The 21,834-nt window shown below is 61.7% G+C and carries 19 protein-coding genes and 3 pseudogenes; 7 read left to right on the top strand and 15 right to left on the bottom strand.

Annotated features, from left to right (window positions below; translation table 11 throughout):
- Positions 1-23: 23 nt before the first annotated feature.
- Genes GSM73_RS21640 through GSM73_RS21615 form a run of 6 tightly spaced genes read right to left on the bottom strand, consistent with a single transcriptional unit; the run spans position 24 to position 4,251 of the window.
- A complete protein-coding gene (locus GSM73_RS21640; RefSeq protein ID WP_160893775.1) occupies positions 24-1,703 on the bottom strand; it encodes an AMP-binding protein in 1,680 nt (559 codons plus the stop codon).
- Positions 1,700-2,245 (bottom strand): membrane protein, encoded by a 546-nt coding sequence (locus tag GSM73_RS21635; RefSeq protein WP_047225938.1) that lies wholly within the window; start codon positions 2,243-2,245, stop codon positions 1,700-1,702. The genes GSM73_RS21640 and GSM73_RS21635 overlap by 4 nt, the downstream gene beginning before the upstream one ends.
- Complete coding sequence (locus GSM73_RS21630) at positions 2,242-2,496, bottom strand: acyl carrier protein (RefSeq protein WP_030140951.1); 255 nt, start codon at positions 2,494-2,496, stop codon at positions 2,242-2,244. The genes GSM73_RS21635 and GSM73_RS21630 overlap by 4 nt, the downstream gene beginning before the upstream one ends.
- Before the next feature lie 9 nt (positions 2,497-2,505).
- Positions 2,506-2,766 carry a phosphopantetheine-binding protein gene (locus GSM73_RS21625; protein ID WP_047225937.1) on the bottom strand — a complete coding sequence of 87 codons (261 nt, stop codon included), beginning with the start codon at positions 2,764-2,766 and terminating at the stop codon, positions 2,506-2,508.
- A complete protein-coding gene (locus tag GSM73_RS21620; protein ID WP_047225936.1) occupies positions 2,747-3,556 on the bottom strand; it encodes a 1-acyl-sn-glycerol-3-phosphate acyltransferase in 810 nt (269 codons plus the stop codon). Before GSM73_RS21620 ends, GSM73_RS21625 begins: the two co-directional genes overlap by 20 nt.
- Positions 3,532-4,251, bottom strand: coding sequence for a beta-ketoacyl synthase chain length factor (locus GSM73_RS21615; RefSeq protein WP_047226187.1), 720 nt, complete (start codon positions 4,249-4,251; stop codon positions 3,532-3,534). The genes GSM73_RS21620 and GSM73_RS21615 overlap by 25 nt, the downstream gene beginning before the upstream one ends.
- A 358-nt stretch (positions 4,252-4,609) precedes the next feature.
- On the opposite strand from GSM73_RS21615, the gene GSM73_RS21610 reads away from it, so the two are divergent.
- Positions 4,610-5,380 (top strand): ParA family protein, encoded by a 771-nt coding sequence (locus GSM73_RS21610; protein WP_047225935.1) that lies wholly within the window; start codon positions 4,610-4,612, stop codon positions 5,378-5,380.
- A 122-nt stretch (positions 5,381-5,502) separates the two neighbouring features.
- Here GSM73_RS21610 and trxC read toward each other — a convergent pair whose 3' ends face one another.
- Both trxC and ycaC read right to left on the bottom strand, forming a co-directional pair.
- Positions 5,503-5,925, bottom strand: coding sequence for a thioredoxin TrxC (gene trxC, locus GSM73_RS21605; RefSeq protein ID WP_171061286.1), 423 nt, complete (start codon positions 5,923-5,925; stop codon positions 5,503-5,505).
- A 173-nt stretch (positions 5,926-6,098) separates the two neighbouring features.
- On the bottom strand, positions 6,099-6,725 hold the full coding sequence (gene ycaC / locus GSM73_RS21600) for an isochorismate family cysteine hydrolase YcaC (protein ID WP_047225933.1): 627 nt from the start codon (positions 6,723-6,725) through the stop codon (positions 6,099-6,101).
- 156 nt (positions 6,726-6,881) lie between these two features.
- Between ycaC and GSM73_RS21595 the strand changes: the two genes are divergently transcribed.
- The 4 genes from GSM73_RS21595 to GSM73_RS21580 all read left to right on the top strand — a co-directional run bounded on the left by GSM73_RS21595 (position 6,882) and on the right by GSM73_RS21580 (position 9,094).
- Positions 6,882-7,787: a LysR family transcriptional regulator gene (locus GSM73_RS21595; RefSeq protein WP_188252209.1), complete on the top strand. Its 906-nt coding sequence runs from the start codon at positions 6,882-6,884 to the stop codon at positions 7,785-7,787.
- Positions 7,788-7,952: 165 nt separating this feature from the next.
- Entirely contained in the window at positions 7,953-8,234 is a 282-nt protein-coding gene (locus GSM73_RS21590) for a hypothetical protein (RefSeq protein WP_047225931.1), read from the top strand.
- A 165-nt stretch (positions 8,235-8,399) separates the two neighbouring features.
- Positions 8,400-8,696, top strand: a complete 297-nt coding sequence (locus GSM73_RS21585) for a type II toxin-antitoxin system HigB family toxin (RefSeq protein WP_076382959.1) — start codon at positions 8,400-8,402, stop codon at positions 8,694-8,696.
- The gene (locus GSM73_RS21580; protein WP_047225929.1) at positions 8,693-9,094 is read left to right on the top strand and encodes a type II toxin-antitoxin system HigA family antitoxin; all 402 of its coding nucleotides are present in this window, start codon (positions 8,693-8,695) and stop codon (positions 9,092-9,094) included. Before GSM73_RS21585 ends, GSM73_RS21580 begins: the two co-directional genes overlap by 4 nt.
- 244 nt (positions 9,095-9,338) lie before the next feature.
- On the opposite strand, the pseudogene GSM73_RS21575 reads toward GSM73_RS21580, so the two are convergent.
- From GSM73_RS21575 to GSM73_RS28310, 5 genes and pseudogenes are all read right to left on the bottom strand, one after another.
- Positions 9,339-10,157: pseudogene (locus GSM73_RS21575) on the bottom strand (protein adenylyltransferase SelO family protein); the annotation flags it as partial.
- 37 nt (positions 10,158-10,194) lie between these two features.
- On the bottom strand, positions 10,195-13,557 hold the full coding sequence (mscK, locus tag GSM73_RS21570) for a mechanosensitive channel MscK (protein WP_160893771.1): 3,363 nt from the start codon (positions 13,555-13,557) through the stop codon (positions 10,195-10,197).
- A gap of 34 nt (positions 13,558-13,591) precedes the next feature.
- Positions 13,592-15,334, bottom strand: a complete 1,743-nt coding sequence (locus GSM73_RS21565; protein WP_047225926.1) for a potassium/proton antiporter — start codon at positions 15,332-15,334, stop codon at positions 13,592-13,594.
- Positions 15,335-15,625: 291 nt separating this feature from the next.
- A pseudogene (locus GSM73_RS28315) lies at positions 15,626-16,225 on the bottom strand (methyl-accepting chemotaxis protein); the annotation flags it as partial.
- A gap of 303 nt (positions 16,226-16,528) precedes the next feature.
- Positions 16,529-17,185 (bottom strand): annotated as a pseudogene (locus GSM73_RS28310) (MCP four helix bundle domain-containing protein); the annotation flags it as partial.
- Between the two features lie 324 nt (positions 17,186-17,509).
- On the opposite strand from GSM73_RS28310, the gene GSM73_RS21555 reads away from it, so the two are divergent.
- Positions 17,510-17,740, top strand: a complete 231-nt coding sequence (locus tag GSM73_RS21555; protein WP_047225924.1) for a hypothetical protein — start codon at positions 17,510-17,512, stop codon at positions 17,738-17,740.
- Positions 17,737-18,039, top strand: a complete 303-nt coding sequence (locus GSM73_RS21550) for a cell division protein ZapA (protein ID WP_047225923.1) — start codon at positions 17,737-17,739, stop codon at positions 18,037-18,039. The genes GSM73_RS21555 and GSM73_RS21550 overlap by 4 nt, the downstream gene beginning before the upstream one ends.
- 164 nt (positions 18,040-18,203) lie before the next feature.
- Here the strand turns inward: GSM73_RS21550 and GSM73_RS21545 are convergent, their stop codons facing one another.
- Positions 18,204-19,487: an acyl-CoA dehydrogenase gene (locus GSM73_RS21545; protein ID WP_160893768.1), complete on the bottom strand. Its 1,284-nt coding sequence runs from the start codon at positions 19,485-19,487 to the stop codon at positions 18,204-18,206.
- A gap of 245 nt (positions 19,488-19,732) precedes the next feature.
- Positions 19,733-21,834, bottom strand: a 2,102-nt coding sequence (locus GSM73_RS27725) for an L-glutamate gamma-semialdehyde dehydrogenase (protein ID WP_256677037.1), incomplete at its 5' end; no start/stop codon positions are given.

Below are 21,834 nucleotides of genomic sequence, written 5' to 3'. Positions count from 1 at the left end.
ATGGAGCGGTGTTTTTGCATGAATCAATCATCGGCCACCCCCAGGACAATCCGCCCACTCGAACAGGCCGCCGTGTCATTGCGATAAGCGAAGTACAGCTTGCCGCGCTCGCGGTCGAAGCGCAGGTGCAATTGGACTTCATCGCCGGGGCGCATCAGTTGCTGGAACTTCAGCACTTCCATGCCGACGAACCGTGGCGGCAGGTCCATCAGTTGTCGGCCCAGGCTCAAGGCCCAGTCGACCTGCACCACGCCGGGGAGGACCGGTGCGGTGGGAAAGTGGCCGCTGAAATACGCCAGGTCCGGGGGCACCAGCAGTTGCAGGCTCCATTGCCCGTCGGTTTCGACCTGTTCGAGCACTTGCGGGGCTTTGGGGCGCGCAGCCATCAGCAGGGCTTCGACTTCGGCCTGGGGCAGCTTGCCTTGGGCGTTGAGCGGCAACTGCCGCAGCCAGCGCCAGCGCCGAGGCAAGGCGAGGGTTTCGCAGTGTTCGCTCAAGTGACGGCGCAAGGCCTCGGTCACGGCGCGTCGACCCAGGTTGCGCAAGGCGTGCAGGCCGCTTTCGCTCAGCACCAGCAGCGCCCCGAGGGAGGCGCGATTTTCCTGGACCACCCCCAGTCGGGCTTCGCTGACCCAGTCGTGGGCCATCAACGCCTGTTCCAGCATGGGCAGGGAGATGCGTTTTTCTTCAAGCTTGACGATGCGATCCAGCCGTCCGAGCAGTTCGAAGCGTCCATCCCCGGCGATCCGCGCCGCGTCGGCGGTGTGTTCCACATGGCCGGCCGGCAGATAAGGCGAGGCGATCAGCAAGGCGCCGTCACTGTCCTGGCTCAGCTTTACGTCGGCGAAGGGCTGCCATAAGCCTGCGCCCTGACGCCAGGCGATGCCGCCGGTTTCCGAACTGCCAAAGATTTCCGTCGGCCATTGCCCCAGCCGCTGGTGCAGGCTTTGGGCGGCCTCGGTCGGCAAGGCACCACCGGAGGAGAATACCCGGCGTACGCAGCTCAATGCTGGCCAGTCGAGGTTATCGCCCATGCGCTTGAGCAAGGCCGGGCTGGCGACCCAGGCAAAAGCCGGGTACTGACGGCTGGCGCGTTGCAGGTCTTCGGGAAAAGCCAGTTGCCGGCGCACGAATGTACGCCCGGCACACAGCGGCCACAGCACCCGAAACAGCAGGCCATAGATGTGCTGGGTGGCGACGCTGCCGATCACGCAGGCCGGGCCCAGGTCGGTGCCCCACAATTGTTCCAGGGCCTGGACTTCGTTGCTCAACTGACGCAGATTTTTCTCGATGCGCTTGGGCTCGCCGCTTGACCCGGAGGTGCACAGGCTCAGCCAGCACTGATCGAGGTCCAGTTCAGTGGCCTCAAGGGGGGCTTGTCGCAGGTCGTCGAGACGGATGTCCGTGGGTTGATCGGTCAACCACAGGTCGACGTCCGCCGACCAGCGCTGGCGGGTCTGGGCTTGCAGGTCGGCCGGGAGCAGGACGCTGGCCCCGGCGCGCCAGGCACCGAGCAGGGCCACCGCCAGGTCGGCGGCGTCTTCCAGGTGCACCGCTATGCGCCGTACGCCGCGGGCCTGCAGACCGGCGGCCAGGCCCAGCGCCGCGTCCCGCAGTTGCGAGTGGCTCAGCGCCGGGTCGACGGCCACAGCACGGTCCGGCTGGGCGCTGAGCAACATCTGCTCAAGTGTTATCCAATTCATGGGCGGCCTCTTACCCGTTGTCGTATAAGCCATTCAATGGCAAACAGCAGCCCCATCAATCCGTAGGAAATCAGGCCGGTGTACAACATCCACCAGCTCAGCGGCGCCCAGAGGGTGAGGGCGGCGGCGAGCAAGCCGTTACACAGGAAAAACACACTCCAGACCACCGTGACCTGGCGGGTATACACCACCGCGTTGGCCGGCAGCTGCGGTTCGCGCAGGCGCGCCAGGCGCTCGACCATCGGCGGACCGTATTTCAGACTCAGGGCGAACAGCCCGAGCATGAAGGCGCTGATCAGCACCGGATACCAGCGCAGCAGGAGCGGGCTGTCGAACAGCGCGAGCAAAACACTGAAGGCAATTGCCGTAACCGCCATCCAGCGGCTGCCGGGCCCGCTTTTACCGAGCAATGCCCGGGCCAGCCACAGGCTACCCAGCAGCAGGCCGAACTGCCATGGGGCGAAATGCTCCATGCCGAAATACACCGCAAAGGGGTACAACAGGCCCACCAGCAGCAGGCCGAGGCCAATCAGCCGGGTCATGCGGCCGGTTGAACCAGTCGATAGACCGCCTCGACCACGTCGTTGACGGTGCGCACCGACTTGAACTCTTCGGCGGCGATCTTCTTGCCGGTCTGGCGCTTGATGTGGTCGATCAGGTCGACCGCGTCGATGCTGTCGATTTCCAGGTCCTGATACAGGTTCGACTCCAGCGTTACGCGCTCAGGGTCCAGCTCGAAAAGCTCGACCAGAGCATCGCGCAGGGTATTGAAAATGTCGTCACGAGTTTGCATGGTCCGGTCTCAGGCTACGCGATTTGCAGTGACGAAGGCCGCAAGGCTTGCCACATTGCTGAAATGGTTGCGGGTGTCCTTGGCGTCGGCATCGATCTTGATCCCGTACTCCCTCTGGATCGCCAGGCCCAGCTCCAGGGCATCCACCGAGTCCAGGCCCAGGCCTTCGCCGAACAGGGTCTGGTGGTCGCCGATATCGTCGGTGCTGATGTCCTCCAGGCCGAGGGCGTCGATGATCAGCTGTTTGATGTCATGGTGCAGATCGCTCATCTTCGGCGAGCTCCTTGATGTAATAGTGATGCAGAAAATCGTTGAGCCTGCGCGAAGCCTGCGGCGCAGGGCCGAGCGCGGCGAACGCCTGTGGATCTATATCGGCCCCCACGTGGAAACTGAAGTGCACGCGGCGCTGAGGGATGCGATACCAGGGTTCGGCCTTGGTCAAAGTGGTGGGGCTGACCTTGATGGTCACCGGAGTGAGGATTTTCGCACCTCGCAGCGCGATGGCCGCTGCGCCCCGATGAAAGGCCGGTGGTTGGCCTGGCCGAGTACGGGTGCCTTCGGGGAACACGATCAGGCTCTGGCCGTCCTGCAGGGCGTCGCTGGCGGCATCAAGCATGTCCATGCTGCCGTCGTTGCTGATGTATTGGGTCGAACGCAGCGGGCCGCGGGTGAAGGGGTTTTCCCACAGGCTCTGCTTGACCACGCAGTTGGCGTCGCGCACCAGGCCGATCAGGAACACCACGTCGATCAGCGACGGATGGTTGGCGATGATCATTTGCCCGGGGCGACCGAGTTTCTCCGCGCCGTCGATCTGATAGGTGAGCACGCCGGTGCGGGCCATGAAACGGATAAAGAACCAGAACAGTCGCCCCACAGTGCGGCGGGCTCGCAGGCGGTGGGCCTGGGCGTCGCCGGGCAGCCAGGCCAGCAATGGAAACACCAGCAATCGCAGGCACAGCCCGCCTAGCCCGAACAGGACGAAGCTTGCCGCAGTCGCGATCAGGCGCCAGTAGTAGGCGTCGCGATGTTTGCCGTTCACCGGTTGCGTTGCCAGGTCCATACACGATTCTTCCAGGCATGTTGGCAGGTGGATAGGTTGTTCAGCAGCGTACGCAACAAACCCAGGGCATGGGGCCAGTCGCTGGCGGGCCTTTGATCGGCCTGGGTGGACAGGTCCAGTTGCCAATCGTCGCCTGGAGTCAACAGCAAGCCCACTGCATAGGGGAAGGGCACATCGTTGACCCAGGGAGCGTAGACCTGGGGCGGCTGCTCTTCGGTGATCACCAGCAGCACCGCCGCCGCTCCCTCGTTCAGCAGCGCAACGGCTTCCAGGATCCCGTGTTCCAGCCCGTCGCCCGTGGCCGCCAGGGCGGTCATTTCGCTGGTTTCGCCGCGCAGGATCGACCACAGGCCGATCACGGCGTTATGCACCGACAGGCTGAATTGAGTCGGCGATAACGGTTGGTTGGCTGCCAGGTCCTTGAGAATCTCAAAAGTACGCGGGGTTTCGCCGTGACGGGAAATAAAGACCAACGGCAGGTTCGACCGGCCTTCGGCCAGCGGCCAGCCCACGCTGAAGGCCATCCGCGCCAGGCGACTGAGGCGACGGCGCTGCATGGCCGGCAGAAACGAAACGTCAGGGGCGGCATCGCTGGCGGGCAACACGACCGGCTGTCGGCTCCATGCCTGCCAGTCGTCCACGCTTTCGAGCCCAGGGGCCCACGCGCGCCATTGGGCGATGTTGAAATTGATCACAAATACACCCCACCCCTGCGGGCTTTTATTGTCACGGTTCAGTGGTTTGACCCGCGTCCAACCCTGCATGGTCTTGCGACCCAAGTGGCGCGCATTATCCGGGTGCGGTTGGCTTGTAGCAAATGCTGGTTACATTTTGCTCAGCGAAATGTACCGGTTCGTTCGTCCAGGCGCAGACAAGAGCCATTGTCGCGATTATGACGAGTATGTCTGTCGGACGTTTCTGTCACTCTCGCGCCAAGTTGATGCTTCAGGGGTGGAAAAAACCTTCGGCGTCGTAGTCCATCCGCAGCGAAGGTAGCGAAGGGGTATCGAGGCCTACTACACTCGGGAATCTTTGATACACGGAGGTTTTGACATGCGGCGCGTGGTATTCAATCAGAAAGGTGGCGTGGGCAAGTCCAGCATCGCCTGCAATCTGGCAGCGGTCAGTGCCAGCGAGGGGTATCGCACGCTGTTGGTGGACCTGGATGCCCAGGCCAATTCGACTCAATACCTGACGGGCCTTACCGGCGACGACATCCCCATGGGTATCGCCGATTTCTTCAAGCAAACCCTGTCGTCCGGGCCCTTCTCGAAAAAGAACAAGGTGGATATCTACGAAACACCGTTCGACAACCTGCACGTCATCACTGCCACCGCCGAGCTGACGGATCTGCAACCCAAGCTTGAGGCGAAACACAAGATCAACAAACTGCGCAAGTTGCTCGAAGAGCTGGGCGAGGATTACGACCGGATCTATCTGGATACCCCGCCCGCCTTGAACTTCTATGCGGTTTCGGCACTGATCGCCGCTGATCGTGTGCTGATTCCCTTCGATTGCGACAGCTTTTCACGTCAGGCGTTGTACGGTCTGTTGGCGGAAATAGAAGAACTCAAGGACGACCACAACGAAGGGCTCGAAGTCGAAGGCATCGTCGTCAATCAGTTCCAGGCGCGGGCCAGCCTGCCGCAGCAGATCCTTGACGAACTCATTGCCGAAGGCTTGCCGGTTTTGCCGGTGTACCTGAGCAGTTCGGTGCGCATGCGTGAATCCCATCAGGCGAGCTTGCCCCTGATCCATCTGGACCCGCGGCACAAGCTGACCCAGCAGTTCATGGAGTTGCATAGCTTGCTGGAAAGCGCCTGATTGACTGGCGTATACAAGTCCACTGTGGGAGCGAGCCTGCTCGCGATTGCGGTGGCACATTCAACATAGAGGTAGCCAGGCAGTCCGCTATCGCGAGCAGGCTCGCTCCCACAGTGCTGAGGTCAAATCCCCTGGCCGCGCAACCAACTCATCAACTGCGGCAACGGCAATGCCCCGCTCTGGCGCGCCACTTCGCGGCCGTCCTTGAACAGGATCAGGCTGGGTATCGAGCGGATCCCCAGCTGTGCCGATAGCTGCTGGTTGGCTTCGCTGTCGAGCTTGGCCAGGCGGCATTTACCCACCAGTTGCGTGGCGGCCTGTTCGAACACGGGCGCGAAGGATTTGCATGGCCCGCACCAATCGGCCCACACATCCACCAGTAACGGCAGGTCACCCTTGATCTGGCTGGCGTAGTCGCCTTGCTTGAGTTCGAACGGTTTGCTCAACAGCACCTGGGCCTTGCAGCGCCCGCACTTGGGCTCATCGCCCAGGCGTTCGGCGGGGATGCGGTTGAGCCCGTTGCAGTGGGGGCAGGGGATCAGCATTGGGACAACTCCAGAAAAGATCATTGGTAAAGATTTGACCACCGTGTAGAGCACACCGCAAACACTTGTGGGAGCGAGCCTGCTCGCGATTGCGGCCTGACAGTCAATACGTCATTGACTGTCCTGCCGTCATCGCGAGCGGGCTCGCTCCCACAGGGACTACGCGTTGCCGGTTACTTCGCGCTGGTCAGCGTGTTGTAGCTGGTCATCAGGTTGCGGTAGTCCGGGATGTGGTTGGAGAACAAGGTCGCCAGCCCTTCCACATCGTTGCGCCAGTCGCGGTGCAGTTCGCAGGCCAGACCGAACCAGGTCATCAATTGCGCGCCCGAGGAGGACATGCGGTCCCAGGCCGATTGACGGGTCAGCTCGTTGAAGGTGCCAGAGGCATCGGTGACCACGAACACCTCGAAACCTTCGGCCAGGGCCGACAGTGCCGGGAAGGCTACACAGACTTCCGTGACGACGCCGGCGATGATCAGTTGCTTCTTGCCGGTGGCTTTGATCGCCTTGACGAAATCTTCGTTGTCCCAGGCGTTGATCTGGCCGGGACGGGCGATGTACGGCGCGTCCGGGAACAGGCTCTTGAGCTCGGGCATCAACGGGCCGTTGGGGCCGGTTTCGAAACTGGTGGTGAGGATGGTTGGCAGCTCGAAGTATTTGGCCAGGTCGGCCAGGGCCAGCACGTTGTTCTTGAAGCGGTCCGGGTCGATGTCACGCACCAGCGACAGCAGGCCAGCCTGGTGGTCCACCAGCAGAACGGCGGCGTTATCTTTGTCGAGACGCTTGTAGGAAGTGGTCATGGCGTTAGTCCTCTAAGTTTTGGCTGCCGAACGGTTCGGCGTGGTTAAAGTTTTCAGTGTTGGTGTGTTGCTAAGCGATGGACATAGATTAAAACTGGCACCTTTGATGCGCTAGACTGCAAAAATCAGCCTTAGCGTTCTATTTGGAGAACGATCATCGAAGACCTCAACACGCTTTACTACTTCACCCAAGTGGTCGAGCACGGCGGTTTCGCCGCCGCCGGCCGAGCGCTGGACATGCCCAAATCGAAGCTCAGCCGGCGCATTGCCCAACTGGAAGAACGCCTTGGGGTGCGGTTGATCCATCGCTCCAGTCGTCATTGCTCGTTGACGGAGATCGGCCAGGCCTACTACCAGCGCTGCCTGGCGATGCGGGTCGAGGCCGAGAGCGCGGCCGAAGTGATCGAGCGCAACCGCTCCGAGCCCCAGGGCCTGGTGCGTATCAGTTGCCCGACAGCGTTGCTCAACAGCTGGGTCGGGCCGATGCTGACCCGCTACATGCTCAAGTACCCACGGGTGGAGTTGTTCATTGAGAGCACCAACCGCCGGGTCGACCTGATCCATGAGGGGTTCGATATCGCGTTGCGGGTACGTTTTCCGCCGCTGGAAAACACCGACATGGTCATGAAAGTACTGGGCAACAGCACCCAGTGCCTGGTAGGCAGCCCGGCCTACCGCGAGCGCCTGTCCTCACCCGCTTCACCGGCAGACCTGCACGGTTTGCCGAGCGTGCACTGGGGGGCGGCGCAGCGTGAATACCAGTGGGAATTGTTCGGCCCGGACGGCGCCAGCGCGTTGATTCGCCATGAACCACGCATGGTCACCGATGACCTGCTGGCCCTGCGTCACGCGGTACTGGCGGGTATCGGCATCGCTCACCTGCCTGCCGTGGTGGTGCGCGAAGACCTGGCTGCTGGCCGGCTGGTGGAATTGGTACCGGGCTGGACGCCCAAGTGCGGGATCGTCCATGCGATCTTCGCCTCCCGGCGCGGGTTGCTGCCGTCGGTGCGCACGCTGATTGATTTTCTGGCCGAAGAATTCAGCCAGAGTGATATGGCGTAGGGCGCAGGCAGCATTACCACCGGATTTCCCTTGTGGGAGCGGACTCACGATCCAGGCATTTTCCCAGGACATTTATCAAGACTGCCATTCATCAGGTGCGCCGCACTGAAAACGCCCCAGGCCCTCAAAAAACACACAGCACCTGTTCGCAACCCAGGAGGCCCCATGAGCAATCCTCAAGATCCAACTATCCCCCAGGCACCCACCAACCCTAACGACGACGGCTTCGTACTCGGCACCGCCGGCCGCGACGAAGACCCGAACGCCGCCCCGTCCTACGCCATCGACCGTCGCCACGAACGGGATGAACTGACTCCCGAAGACGCCCGCGGCATGCCCGGCTACCCCGAGAAAAAACCGCCGGCCAAACCGGCTGGTGAAGCAGAGAGTGGCGAGGCAGAACCGGGCATCGAGACGCCTGAGCAGGGCAACGATAAGGTGGGGTGAGCAAGGCTCACATCCGCTCACATTTTTTGCCGAAGTCTTGAAGCCTTGAGTGACTAGGCTAAAAAAACACTTCGGCAACCTTCTGTCTATTTGGCTCTATCGCAATTTGCGATGCGTCCGATCTGTGTTTAACTCCTCCATAGCAAAATGCGATAAGGACATTGCATGCATGTGATCACTGAGAAGCGCATCTGGGAGGCCAAGGAAAAATGGCCGCGCTGCGCCAATTCGCTGGATCAATGGTATCGGCTTATCAAACGCAACAGCCCGGCTGACTTCGCTGCGATGAAATCCATTTTTCCCGCAACCGACAAGGTCGGTCCGCTACATGTGTTCGATATTGGTGGCAATAAATTGCGACTGGTTGCCGTGGTTCGCTATCGGCCTCAGCGCTTGTACATCAAATGCGTGCTGGATCATCAGGAATACGACAGAGGCAAGTGGAAGGAGGAAAAGGGATGAGTGCACTAATCGAACAAGTCGCCGCCCATTGGGAGTTTGTGTCGCCCCTGCTGCGCAAACCCGGGAACGAGGAGGACTACGACCGGTTGGTCGCAGCTCTCGATGAATTGCTGGAATTGATTGGTGAAGACGAAGCCCATCCCCTTATGAGCCTGGTGGACATCATCGGCGAATGGATCGAGGCTTGGGATCACCAACATCGGCCAATGCCCAAGGCCAGCGGCGTCGAGACACTTCGCTACCTGATGCGCGAGCATGGGATGAGCCAGAGCGACTTGCCGGGCGTCGGCACCCAGTCGGTGGTATCGGAGGTGTTGAGCGGCAAGCGCCAGCTCAATTTGAGGCAGATCCGCTGGCTGGCGGGGCGCTTCGGCGTGTCGGTTGAAACCTTTATTTGACGTTTCCCTGTGGGAGCAAAGCTTGCTCGCGATACAGGCTCCTCGGTTTATGGGGAAGACCGAGTTGCTTTCATCGCGGGCAAGCCTTGCTCCCACATGCCTTGCCCTCGCAGGACTGAAGGTTTTACGACGAACAACTGATCTCCAGATGTTTGCCCCACTCCGGCGGGCGTTGCGCGTAGCTGTCCATGCCCGGCTGTTCTTCGAACGGCCTGCTCAGCACCGTGTGCAGGCGGCGGACTTCTTCGTAGTCGTCGAGGAAGGCGAACGGCCCGAAATCGAAGGTGATGCCCAGGATCGACATGTTGTCGGTGTTCATCACACCGTGGCAGAAGCCGTAGGCTTGCCATTTGGCGATCAGTTCGGCGTTGCGCTCGACGATTTCGCGGAACATCGCCAGGTACGGCTCCGGTTGTTCGCGGCACTCGGCAAAGTGCATGTTCAGCACATGCTCCGCGAGGGTGGCATGCAACTCGGGCTTTTTGGTGTAGTAGAAGTATTCGAAATGCCCGAAGCGCACATGGCTCGGCGCCATACGCAACACCATGGCGGCGCGCTCCTGCTTTTCGCGCCATACCGGGGTGTCGGAACCGATCACGCATAAGGCGCGTGTAGTCGGTATGCCCAGGGCGTGCAGCGCTTCGGACGCCAGGAACTCGCGGATCGAGGAGCGCAATACCGCCCGTCCATCGCCCATGCGTGAAAACGGTGTCTGGCCGGCGCCCTTGAGGTGCAGGTCCCAGTGGTCCCCGGCCTCGTTGTATACCTCTCCCAGTAGCAGCCCGCGGCCGTCCCCCAGTTGTGGGTTGTAATGGCCGAACTGGTGCCCCGAATACACCATCGCCCGGGGCTCGGTTTCAGCCCACAGCTTGTGTCCGCCGAACAGCTCGGCGAACAGCGGCGCCTGGGCTTCGACTGGGTCCAGGTCCAGCAATGCCATGGCTTGGTCGCTGGCAACGACCAGCCGGGGATTGTCGATGGGCTCGGGTAGCACGTGGGCCGAGAAACCGTCGCCAAGACGGGCGAAGCGGTTATCGAAGGTCAATGTTTCCAGGGTTTTCATGGCCGTCTCCGGCGCGATGCCCGCAGGCTTCGCGCGATCAGTCGAGGGTGGCTGCCGGCGGCTCTGGCAAGGACTTGGGCCCTGGCGTGAGGGGAGGCTCAGGCGTCGCGGTTTTGTCTCCAGGCAAGACAGGTGTCAGCTTGTATTCCAGGCCTTGAAGATTTTTCAAGGAAACTTCTACCTGCCGGAACGCAATGCTGATGTTCTGCTTCTTGAATTCGCGACTGATGAACCGGTTGATCTCGTCCAGCACAGGATTGCGGTCACCCAGGTCGCGCACATGCATGCGCAGCTCATGGTCCAGGGTACTCTCCCCGAAGTTGAGGAAGTACACGAGTGGTTCTGGTTCTTTCAGCACGCGCGGGTTCTCGCGGGCAGCCTTGAGCAGCAGTTCCTTGACCAGATCAAGGTCTGATCCGTAGTCGACACCCAGTTTGAGGGTGACTCGGGTGACGGTGTCGGTCAGCGACCAGTTGATCAACTGTCCGGTGATGAACGTTTTGTTCGGAACGATGATGTCTTTACGGTCGAAGTCGGTGATGGTGGTGGCACGGATACGGATCTTGCTGACCGTGCCCGACAGGTTGCCAATGGTGATGGTGTCGCCGATCCGCACCGGACGTTCGAACAGGATCATGATCCCGGAGATGAAGTTGGCGAAGATTTCCTGCATGCCGAAGCCCAGGCCGACTGAGAGCGCGGCCACCAGCCATTGCAGCTTGTCCCAGCTCACGCCCAGGGTGGACAGTGTGGTGACGAAGCCGATGCCGGCGATCACATAGGACAGCAGCGTGGTGGCGGCATAGGCGCTGCCCTGGGCCAGGTTGAGCTTGGACAGGACGAACACTTCCAAAAGTCCCGGCAGGTTACGTGCCAGGGCGAAGGTGATGCCGATGATGATCAGGGCGCCGAGCATGTCACCGATGCTGATGGGCACCATGCTCATGGCGGCGCCGGTACCGCTGGTGTACTCGTAGAGGGTGATGTTGTCCAGGTAGGAGAACACGCTGATCAGGTCCGACCAGACCCAGTACAGCGCGGCGATGAAACCGCCCAGCAGCGCCAGGCGGATCAGGCGCAGGGACTGTTCGTTGACCTTTTCGATGTCCAGGGTCGGCTCCTCGACCACTGCTTCGCCATCACCGGCTTCCTTGGTCGCCTGACGCTTGGCCAGGGCGCGCTGGTAGGCCAGGCGCCGCGCCGCGACGGACAGGCCGCGCACGAAGGTGGCCTCGATCACCAGCCAGAACATCAGCAGGTACAGGGTATTGATCAGTCGGTCGCTGAGTTTGAGCGCGGTGTAGTAGTAGCCGAAGCACACCGCTACGAACAAGGCGATTGGCAGCGCGGTGAACATCACCCCGACGGCCTTGCGGAACAGCGAGGTGTTCTGGTGGGTCGGGCTGCTGAGCAACAGGCGGCTGAGCAGCCAGGCCATCAGGGCGTAGCAGGTCAGCACCACCGGCATGCCCAATACATCGTCGGCCAGGGCCGAGGGTTGCAATTCGGCCACGGCCACCACCGCGACCAGCGCCAGTACCACCAGCCCGAGCCGGCGGATCCAGCCCTGGAGGAATTCGACCTGGGGTTTTTCCCAGCGGAAATGCAACTCGGCCACGCCACCGGGCGCCAGCACCCTATAGGCGGTATAGAACACCAGCCAGGCCTGGCCGATCTGCAGCAGCGCCGCGCCGAGGTTGGCGTTCTGGCCCCGGGCGTCGATCTGCAGGGCGTAGCCGCACAGGGCCAGCGCCAGGGCTACCGGCATTGCCAGCAGGATATTGATCAGAATCGCCTGGGGGGTGTGCCACTGACTGTCACGCTTGAAGTGGCCGACGTCCTGGTGAACCTTGTTCAACCGGGCATACAGATTCTTGCGTCGCCACAGCAGCGCACCGATGAGCAGCGCCAGGGGCAGGAACAGCAGCGGCCGCTGGGTCAGGCCGTCCGCCAGCTCACTGAGACTCGAGGCCCAGGGTAGCGAGTCGACCTGTTTTTCCAGGCGCGCCGGCACGCCACGCATCCATTCGAAATCCAGCGGCTTGTTGCTGGGAATCCAGAACATTTGCTCTTCCAGGGTCGCCCGCAAGTTTTGGGCGGTACTGAGCAGTTGCTTCTGGTTGAGCTGCAAGGTGATGGATTCGTTAAGCACCGCGCTCAACTCGCGGTTCAGCCTTTCCAGCAGGTCGACCCGGGTCAGGGCCAGTTCCAGCAGGGTCTTGCGCAGTTGCGGCGTGACTTGCTCGGCAGGCTGCGAGGCCAGCAGATTGTCGACATAGGCGCTTGGGTTGTTCAGCAGCTCGCGTTGTTGACTGACTTCGAACTGGTACAGGCGAATGTCGGCAATCTGGTCCGCCAGATTCTTGTCCAGTTCCAGGCGCGGCAGGGTCTGGCGCTGTTTGTAGAGAATCTTGGACAGCAGCAGGCTGCCCTTGAGTACGCTGATCTGCTCGTCCAGGGCCGCGTCGGTCTGGGTAACGCTGTCCAGCAGTTGCTTGGTCTGCAGGTTCTGCTGGGTGACCTCATTGAGGCGGTCGGTGCTTTTGAGCAGATAGTCGGAAAGTTTCAGGTTGGCCGTGCTTTCGGTCGCCAGCAGGCTGCTGCCGCCGGCCTTCTGGGCTTCGATGGATTGCTGGGTCACCGTTTCCTGGGACTGGGCCAGTCGCTTCTGGTTGATCAGCGTCTGCAGGTCCTGGATTTCCTGCTCCATGCGGTCGATCTTTTCCGTCAGCAAGTCGTGCTGACTGTTGCCCAGGTCTTGCAACTGGCTGTTGCCGGCCAGTTCCTGGCGCCGCAGCGGAATCAGGGCATTGAGTGCGGCCAGTTCGGCGTTGAGCTGGTCGCGCTGTTCGCCGTTCAGGGTTTTACCGGCATCCTTGCCCGTCTTGAGGATGGTGTTGATCTGCTGGATGCGGGTCTGGCTGCTGGCGATTTCGGCCTGGGCGCGCTCGGGGCGGGTCTGGGCGGTGATGATCAGGCTGTTGGCATCGGCCAGGGCTTTTTGCAGGTCACTCTGCTGGGTGGAACGGTCCGTCAGCATCTGTTCGAGCTGGGGCACCGGCAGGTTGGCGTAACGCTGCGCCACCGGCACCACGGGGGTGCTCTTGAGCCGGGCCAGCTCGCGCTGGTTTTCAATGTTTTGCTTGGGGGCACTGGCCAGCTGCTGTTTGAGATCGACCAGCTTCTGCTCGTAATCGGCCTTGCTGGTGAGCTGTGCCAAGGTCTTTTGCAGGGTCTCCTGCAAGGCCTTCTGCTCGGCTTCCGGCAGTTTGCGGTCAGCGATTTTGTCCAGGCTGGCCTGGACCGAAGCGCTGGTGAGCGGTTCGGCGGCTTGCAGTGGGCAGACGGAAAGACTCAGGCCCAGCAGGGCAATGGTTAAAAAGGAGCGCAGGGTAGGCATAGAGACCGGTCGAGCAAGTGAAAGTGGGAGCAGTTTAGAGGAACAAGCCGGGACCCGGGCGACTTCCTTCGGGGAATCTGACGCCCACTTTGCCGATCTTGTTCCCGTCCATGACCGCAACGGTCCAAAGGGTGTTGTTCCAATCCACCTGGTCACCGACTACTGGCGCGCCACCGACTTTCTGGGCGATGAAACGGCCCAGGGACATGTCCGGGTCGATGCCGTCCAGCTTCAGCCCGTACAGGGCCGCAACCGCGGCCAGCTGGGCGTCTCCTTCGAGTACGAAGTCGCCGAAGAAGCGCAGATCCAAGCCCCTTTGCGGTGCCTGGCTAAACAGTTTTCCAAGGGCCGGCAAATCGTGTTCATGGCCGATCACACACAGCAAATCACCAACTTCCAGCACCGTACTACCCGACGGATGGAGCAGTTGCTGGCCACGAAACAGGGCCGCGATCCGTGTGCCGTCGGGCATTTTCAGATCCCGCAGGGGCGAGCCGATGCACCATTTCTCCGCGCCGAGGCGATAGATGAACAGTTCCCACTCGCTGGTGACGTGGACCTCCAGCGCTGCCCGGGAGATCGGCAGGGGTTCTGGGGGGACGGTAACGTGCAACAGTTTGGCGACCCACGGCAGGCTCGTACCCTGCACCAGCAACGACACCAGCACGATAAAGAACGCCAGGTTGAAGTAGAGCTGGGCGTTGGGCAGGCCGGCCATCAACGGGAACACTGCCAGGATGATTGGCACCGCGCCGCGTAGGCCGACCCAGGAAATGAACACTTTCTCGCGGCCATGGAAGGCCTTGAACGGCAACAGCCCCACCATCACCGACAGCGGACGTGCGATCAGGATCATCCACAAGGCCAGGCCCAGGGCCGGCAGGGCGATCGGCAACAGGTCATGGGGCGTGACCAGCAGCCCCAGCACCAGGAACATGCCGATCTGCGCCAGCCAGGCCATGCCATCGAGCATGTGCAGGATGCCATGACGGCTGCGCACCGGGCGGTTGCCGATCACCAGGCCGCACAGGTAAACCGCGAGGAAGCCGCTGCCGTGCAGGGCATTGGTCAGAGCGAACACCGCCAGGCCGCCGCTGATGACGAGGATCGGGTAGAGCCCGTTGGCCAGGTTGATGCGGTTGACCAGTTGCAGCATCAGCCAGCCACCACCCAGGCCGATCACCCCGCCGATGCCGAATTCACGCAACAAGTGCCCCAGCAGGTTCCAATGCAGACCGGTTTCACCGCTGGCGAGCATGCCGATCAGGGTTACGGTCAGGAACACCGCCATGGGGTCGTTGCTACCGGATTCGATCTCCAGTGTCGCGCTGACCCGCTCGTTCAGGCCCTTGCCGCCCAACAGCGAAAACACCGCCGCGGCATCGGTCGAGCCGACGATGGCGCCAATCAGCAGACCTTGCATCAGGTTCAGATTGAACAGCCACGCCGCCGCCAGGCCGGTCAGCCCGGTGGTGATCAGGACGCCAACGGTGGCCAGCGACAATGCTGGCCACAACGCCACGCGAAAGCTCGACACCCGCGTGCGCAAGCCGCCGTCCAGCAGAATGACCGCCAGCGCGAGGTTGCCGACCAGATAGGCCGTGGCGTAGTTATCGAACAGAATCCCGGCGCCGTCGACACCGGCAACCATGCCCACGGCCAGGATGATCACCAGAATCGGGATGCCCAGGCGGGACGAAAGAGAACTGACCAGAATGCTCGCACCTACCAGCAACGCGCCGATCAAGAACAGGCTGTTGATGGTCGTCGCAGTCAAAGGCAGTACTCCGAGCAAGCGTGGGGGGCGGGCGCAAACTGACCATGCAGTCTGCGTGCCAGCGATTCTAACCTGTTGAAATGTGATGCTGTCAAAAAAGGTTGGCGGATTGTGGGGTACAAGCGCGGCAGCAATACCGTGGCGAGGGAGCTTGCTCCCGTTCGGCTGCGAAGCAGTCGTCGCTTTTGAGGTTATGGGGCCGCTTCGCAGCCCAGCGGGAGCAAGCTCCCTCGCCACAAAAGCTGGAGGGTTGATCGCGCACGGTCTGTGGACGATCAACCGTTACGCGGGTTAAAGGCTGAACCGCCCAACCATGCTGTTCAAGTCCACGGCCAGACGCGACAGTTCGGCACTGGCGGCGCTGGTCTGGTTGGCGCCAGTGGCCGATTGCACCGAAAGGTCGCGGATGTTCACCAGGTTGCGGTCCACTTCACGGGCCACTTGGGCCTGTTCCTCGGCGGCGCTGGCGATCACCAGGTTGCGTTCGTTGATTTCGACGATGGCGGTGTTGATGGTGTCCAGGGACAGGCCGGCACCACGGGCGATGTTCAGCGTCGACTCGGCACGTTCGGTGCTGTTGCGCATCGAATCCACGGCGTGTTCGGTGCCGCTCTGGATGCTGCCGATCATGCGTTCGATCTCGCTGGTCGACTGCTGGGTGCGATGGGCCAGAGCGCGCACTTCGTCGGCCACCACGGCGAAACCACGACCGGCCTCACCGGCACGGGCCGCTTCGATGGCGGCGTTCAAGGCCAGCAGGTTGGTCTGGTCAGCCAGGCCGCGGATCACGTCCAGCACCTTGCCGATGTCACGGGACTCGTTGGCCAGGTCGCCGATCAACGTGGCGGTGCTTTGCACATCGGCGCTCATGCGCTCGATGGCGCTGACAGTTTCCTGTACCAGGTCGCGACCGTCACCGGCAGAGGCGGTGGCGTCTTTCGAGGCTTCGGAGGTGCTGACCGCGTTGCGCGCCACTTCTTCGACGGCGCTGGTCATCTCGTTGACTGCGGTGGCGGCCTGTTCGATTTCATTATTCTGCTGGGTCAGGCCACGGGCGCTTTCGTCGGTGACGCTGTTGAGCTCTTCGGCGGCGGAAGCCAGTTGGGTGGCCGAGCCGGAGATCCGTTGCAGGGTGTCGCGCAGTTTGTCCTGCATGGTCGACATCGCCCGCAGCAGGCGACCGGCTTCATCGTTGCCATCCACGGTAATCGGTCGGGTCAGGTTGCCCTTGGCGATTTCTTCGGCGGCGTCCAGGGCGCTGCCGATCGGACGGGTAATGCTGTTGGTCAGCAGCCAGGCGAACAGCAGGGTCAGGCCGGTGGCGATGACCAGCAGCGTGACCACCCAATTGAAGGCCGTTGAATATTGTTGGGTCGCACCCTGATTGAGGGCCTCGGCTTGCTGGTTGTTGATGTCCACCAAGCGGGCGATCGCCGCGTTGATGGCGTCTGAGTTGCTCAGCAGTTCAGTGTTGAGCAATGCACGCAGTTCATCGAGCTGATTGTTGCGCGACAACGTTTTCATCCGCTCTTCGAGCTGGCGGTATTGGCCCAGCAATTGAACGTATTGATCGTAGGCGGCCCGCTCTTGCGGGGAGCTGATGAGTTTTTCGTAGGCGCTTTGAGCCGTCTGGATCTGCTGGTTGCGTTGCTCGAACAAGCTGAAGGTTTTCTGCTGGACGTCCGGTTCGCGGTTGACCAGCAAGCGATAGGACAGCACGCGCAGACGCAGGGTCAGCGAGGTGAATTCATCCAGGGCCTTGATGCTGGGCACGCTGTTCTGGACGAGGCTTTCGCCGGATGCACGGATTTTGCTCATCTGGCTCAGGGCGAACACCCCGAGGGCCAGCATCAGGGCGCCGATCAGGGCAAACCCCAGGAACGCCCGCGGCGCGATATTCATATTACGTAGGGACATGGAAAGTACCGGAAGGGGGCGCGTCCGTGCGGGGGTGGTGACAGGTGTTCCCTGACTTATCGGTCATACGACTAAAGTCTTGAGTCGCTGCGTGCTTTTGTCGCAGGGCAGCGCCTGCTGCGCGACGAAGGGCGGGAACCAGATCTTCCATTCACAGTCTTTACAGCTCGCCAGCGAAGCACCGCCGCCCCAAGTCGTGGCATTGACGGTGACTTTTCTTTATCGTACGCGCCCCCTTGAAAAAGCCTGGAAATCAATATGTTGGAAACATCCCTCAGCCAACTGGAACAACTGGTCAACGACCTGGTGCAACAGAACCGTCAACTGGCCGGCCTGAATGAGACCCTGAACGCGGAACTGGCCAAGGCCAAGGATGAAAATGAAAGCCTGCAACTGAGCCTGATGGAACAGGAAGAGCTGCACGGCACCACCGCCGCGCGCATCCAGGCCCTGATCGAGCGCGCCAGCGCCGGTCCTGTCAGCGCATGAAGCATGGCGCCGACGGGGTGACGGTCGTCTCGATTCTGGGAGAGGACTATTCAATCAAGGCGCCGGCCGGGCAGGAACAGGCCCTGCTGGACGCCGCTTCGATGCTCAAGGCCGCTCTGGCCGACACCAAAAGGAAATACCCGACGCTGATCGGTGATCGTCTGCTGGTGCTGGCGGCCATGAACCTGTGCTCGCAGCAGATGGAAATGCAGAAGCAACATCAAGCGGAACTCGACCGTTACCAAGAGCAAGTCAGCGCCACGGTCGAGGTCATTTCCAAGACGATTCAGCAGGCTTGAAGTCGCAACTTGGCTTACAAAGCGTCGTTGTCTGTACTTAAGTCATCGCGAGCAGGCTCGCTCCCACATGGGGCTGAGTGAACGCAATATCCGTGTTCACCGCCGATTCACTGTGGGAGCGAGCCTGCTCGCGATTGGGTTTCAGCCGCGCCGCAAGAACTGGATCAGAACCACTCCTCCCGCATCCCAAGGCAGGTATCATCCCGCGCCTCAAGCAGCGCCAGCTCATGCTGACAACCCGGCACTTCCCAGGTCAGGAAATACCGCGCCGCTTGCAGCTTGCCCTTATAGAAGTCGGTGTCCGTCGCGTTCCCCTTGGCCAGGCCTTCCTCGGCCCGAATCGCCTGCTCCAGCCAGCGCCAGCCAATCACCATGTGCCCAAACACCTTGAGATACAGCGCCGAGTTGGCGAGGCTGCTGTTGACCTTGCCTTGGGCCAGGTCCGTCAGCAGGCCCAGGGTCACCGTTTGCAGGCGCGCCACCAGGGCTTCCAGCGGCTGACGCAAAGGCGTCAACGATTCGTACGCCTGGGCGCGTTCGCTGGTGTCGGCCACCAGGCGGATCAGTTGCTTGAGCCCTGCACCGCCGTTTTGCGCCAGTTTGCGGCCCAGCAGGTCCAGGGACTGGATGCCGTGAGTACCTTCATGAATCGGGTTCAAGCGGTTGTCGCGGTAATACTGTTCGACCGGGTATTCGCGGGTATAGCCGTGGCCCCCCAGAATCTGGATCGCCAGTTCGTTGGCTTTCAGGCAAAACTCCGATGGCCAGGATTTGACGATGGGGGTCAGCAGATCCAGCAACTCATGGGCGCGTCTGCGCTCGGCTTCGCTTTCAAGGGTGGTGGTGTCGTCGAACAGGCGTGCGGCGTACAGGCCCAAGTCAAATGCGCCTTCAACGTAGGCCTTCTGGGTCAGCAGCATGCGACGTACATCGGCGTGCTGGATGATCGCCACGGGAGCGGTGGTGGGGTCCTTGCTGTCGGGCACCCGGCCCTGCGGACGTTCGCGGGCGTATTCAAGGGAATACAGGTAGCCGGCGTAACCCAGCATGACCGCACCCATGCCAACGCCGATCCGCGCTTCGTTCATCATCTGGAACATGTAGCTCAGGCCGTGGTGCGGTTTTCCTACCAAGTAACCGACGCATTCGCCGTTGTCGAAACTGCGTGCGGCATTGAGAAAACCGGCCTCCAGGAAGGCATCCACCGCCGGCTTTACTTCCGGAATCAGGATCGCCTGACCGTCCTCGTAGCGCGGCTCGTTTTCATCGTTCTTGCGGTTATGCGGTGCGAAATATTTTTCGGCGATGCTGCGGGCGGTGCCGATGGCCGCGTCGAAGGTTTCGCGATTGTGCTCGGCGAACCGCTCGCGCTGGGTCAAGCCCTCGGCATCAAGGACTTCATACAGCTCGAAAGCCAGATTTCGGGAACTGAGCAACGTCTCGGACATGGCGGCTTACCTTTTTTTGGAATGGGCCGAGTCTAGGCGTGGCAATAGAGGCTGAACAGGATGATTGATGGCAGTGATGCAGAGGTGAGGGCAACACTAATCTAAATGTGGGAGCGAGCCTGCTCGCGATAGCGGTGGGTCAGTCAGGAATGTTGTCGACTGATCCACCGCTATCGCGAGCAGGCTCGCTCCCACAGGGATTTTGATGACCAGGCACCCATTGCAGATGCCTGGTCTACAGCGGTTTAGCCGATGGTCATCAGGCTGGCGTTGCCACCCGCCGCAGCGGTGTTGACGCTCAACGCCCGTTCGATCACCAGGCGCTCCAGTGCGATGTTGGTTTCGCCCTGGGACAAGCCCTGGACTCCGACAATGGCGCCGGCACGCTTGGCCACTTGCTGGCAAACGCTGCGCAGTTGATCCGAGTCGCCATGATGCAGGACGGCGTCGTAAGCCACTTCGTCCTTGGCCCAGTCGGACACCCGCTGGATGCGCGCTTGAATTTCTTTCGGCAAGCGTGCGAACAGAGCTTTGCTGGTGTCGGTTTCCGGCCAAACAGCCGAGCCGCCTACCGCCAGCACCGCGGCCAGTTGCGTCAGCAGATCGCCCTCTACGTCCGCCAGGCACAGCACGTGCTCGCGGGGCAGAATGGCGTAGCTGTTGCGTTCGCCGGTCGGGCCGGTCAGTTGGCGGGTGATACCGCTTTGCGACTGAGCCGCGAACTGTACGCACAGGGCGCTCAATTCGGCGAGTTTCTGGCTGTCTGCCCAGGCTTGCAGGGCGGTCAGCGGCTTGCTCATGGCGTCACGCAAGCGCAGGTCTGGCGCGTTGAGGGCGTCGTCACGGACGAACGACTGCTGGATCGCATCGGTAGGCCGTGTCGACAGCAGGCGGTACAGGTACAGCGGACCACCGGCCTTGGGACCGGTGCCCGACAGGCCTTCGCCACCGAACGGTTGCACGCCGACCACGGCACCCACGATGTTGCGGTTCACATAGACGTTACCGGCATGGACGTTATCGATCACCTTGGCGATGGTCTCGTCGATGCGAGTATGTACGCCCAGGGTCAGGCCATAACCGGAGGCATTGATCTGGTTGATCAGTTGATCCAGTTCCTTGCGCTTGTAGCGCACTACGTGCAGCACCGGACCAAAGATCTCACGCTGCAGCTCGTCGAAGCTTTCCAGCTCGATCAGGGTCGGCATCACAAACGTGCCGCGTTTGCACTCGGCGCTGTCGGCGATTGCCATCTGGTACACGGTGCGACCTTTGTCGCGCATGGCCTGGATGTGTTTCTCGATACCGGCCTTGGCTTCAGCATCGATCACCGGGCCGATGTCTACCGACAGACGCTCCGGGTTGCCGAGACGCGATTCAGCCATGGCACCCTTGAGCATTTCGATGACGCGGTCGGCCGAGTCTTCCTGCAAGCACAGGACCCGCAAAGCGGAGCAACGCTGGCCGGCGCTGTCGAATGCCGAAGACACCACGTCGATGACCACTTGTTCGGTCAGGGCCGAGGAGTCGACGATCATCGCGTTCTGACCACCGGTTTCAGCGATCAGCGGGATCGGACGCCCCTGGTTGTCCAGGCGCCCGGCGATGTTGCGCTGCAACAGACGAGCGACTTCGGTGGAACCGGTGAACATCACGCCTTTGACCCGATCGTCACCCACCAGACGGGCTCCGACGGTTTCGCCACGCCCCGGCAGCAGTTGCAGCACGCCTTCCGGAATACCGGCTTCGAGCATCAGGCGCACGGCTTGGGCAGCCACCAACGGCGTCTGCTCGGCAGGCTTGGCCAGTACCGGGTTACCGGCGGCCAGCGCGGCGGCCACTTGTCCGCTGAAAATCGCCAGCGGGAAGTTCCACGGGCTGATGCAGACCACCGGGCCCAGTGGGCGGTGGGCATCGTTGGTGAAGTCGTTGCGGGCCTGCACTGCGTAGTAACGCAGGAAGTCCACGGCTTCACGCACTTCGGCGATGGCGTTGGCGAAGGTCTTGCCGGCTTCGCGGGCCAGCAGGCCCATCAACGGCTGGATCTCGCCTTCCATCAGGTCGGCGGCGCGCTCCAGGATCGCAGCGCGTTCGGCCGGTGGCGTGGCCTGCCAGATCGGCGCCGCGTTGAGGGCGCACTGGATGGCGTTGTCGACGTCAGCGACCGTGGCTTCCTGCACATGGCCGACCACGTCACGGTGATCGGACGGGTTCAGCACCGGTGCCGGTGTTTCTTCGCTGGCTGCGCAACCGAGCATCGGCGCGGCTTTCCAGTTGTTATGGGCGGTGGCCAGCAGGGCGCAGGACAGCGAGGCCAGGCGATGTTCGTTGGCCAGGTCGATGCCGC

The organism is Pseudomonas sp. PICF6 (assembly GCF_009831705.1).
GTDB lineage: Bacteria > Pseudomonadota > Gammaproteobacteria > Pseudomonadales > Pseudomonadaceae > Aquipseudomonas > Aquipseudomonas rhizophila.
Note: the sequence above shows the minus strand (reverse complement) of the source record. Positions and strands in the feature narration are given on the sequence as shown.

Coding starts and splice junctions, on each gene's coding strand:
- trxC (WP_171061286.1), bottom strand. CDS start 5,925: ATGCTGATCCCCTGCCCCCACTGCAACGGGCTCAACCGCATCCCCGCC.
- GSM73_RS21550 (WP_047225923.1), top strand. CDS start 17,737: ATGAAGCATGGCGCCGACGGGGTGACGGTCGTCTCGATTCTGGGAGAG.
- GSM73_RS21620 (WP_047225936.1), bottom strand. CDS start 3,556: ATGGACCTGGCAACGCAACCGGTGAACGGCAAACATCGCGACGCCTAC.
- ycaC (WP_047225933.1), bottom strand. CDS start 6,725: ATGACCACTTCCTACAAGCGTCTCGACAAAGATAACGCCGCCGTTCTG.
- GSM73_RS21590 (WP_047225931.1), top strand. CDS start 7,953: ATGAGCAATCCTCAAGATCCAACTATCCCCCAGGCACCCACCAACCCT.
- GSM73_RS21635 (WP_047225938.1), bottom strand. CDS start 2,245: ATGACCCGGCTGATTGGCCTCGGCCTGCTGCTGGTGGGCCTGTTGTAC.
- GSM73_RS21585 (WP_076382959.1), top strand. CDS start 8,400: ATGCATGTGATCACTGAGAAGCGCATCTGGGAGGCCAAGGAAAAATGG.
- GSM73_RS21545 (WP_160893768.1), bottom strand. CDS start 19,487: ATGTCCGAGACGTTGCTCAGTTCCCGAAATCTGGCTTTCGAGCTGTAT.
- GSM73_RS21640 (WP_160893775.1), bottom strand. CDS start 1,703: ATGAATTGGATAACACTTGAGCAGATGTTGCTCAGCGCCCAGCCGGAC.
- GSM73_RS21610 (WP_047225935.1), top strand. CDS start 4,610: ATGCGGCGCGTGGTATTCAATCAGAAAGGTGGCGTGGGCAAGTCCAGC.
- GSM73_RS21625 (WP_047225937.1), bottom strand. CDS start 2,766: ATGAGCGATCTGCACCATGACATCAAACAGCTGATCATCGACGCCCTC.
- GSM73_RS21580 (WP_047225929.1), top strand. CDS start 8,693: ATGAGTGCACTAATCGAACAAGTCGCCGCCCATTGGGAGTTTGTGTCG.
- GSM73_RS21630 (WP_030140951.1), bottom strand. CDS start 2,496: ATGCAAACTCGTGACGACATTTTCAATACCCTGCGCGATGCTCTGGTC.
- GSM73_RS21555 (WP_047225924.1), top strand. CDS start 17,510: ATGTTGGAAACATCCCTCAGCCAACTGGAACAACTGGTCAACGACCTG.
- mscK (WP_160893771.1), bottom strand. CDS start 13,557: ATGCCTACCCTGCGCTCCTTTTTAACCATTGCCCTGCTGGGCCTGAGT.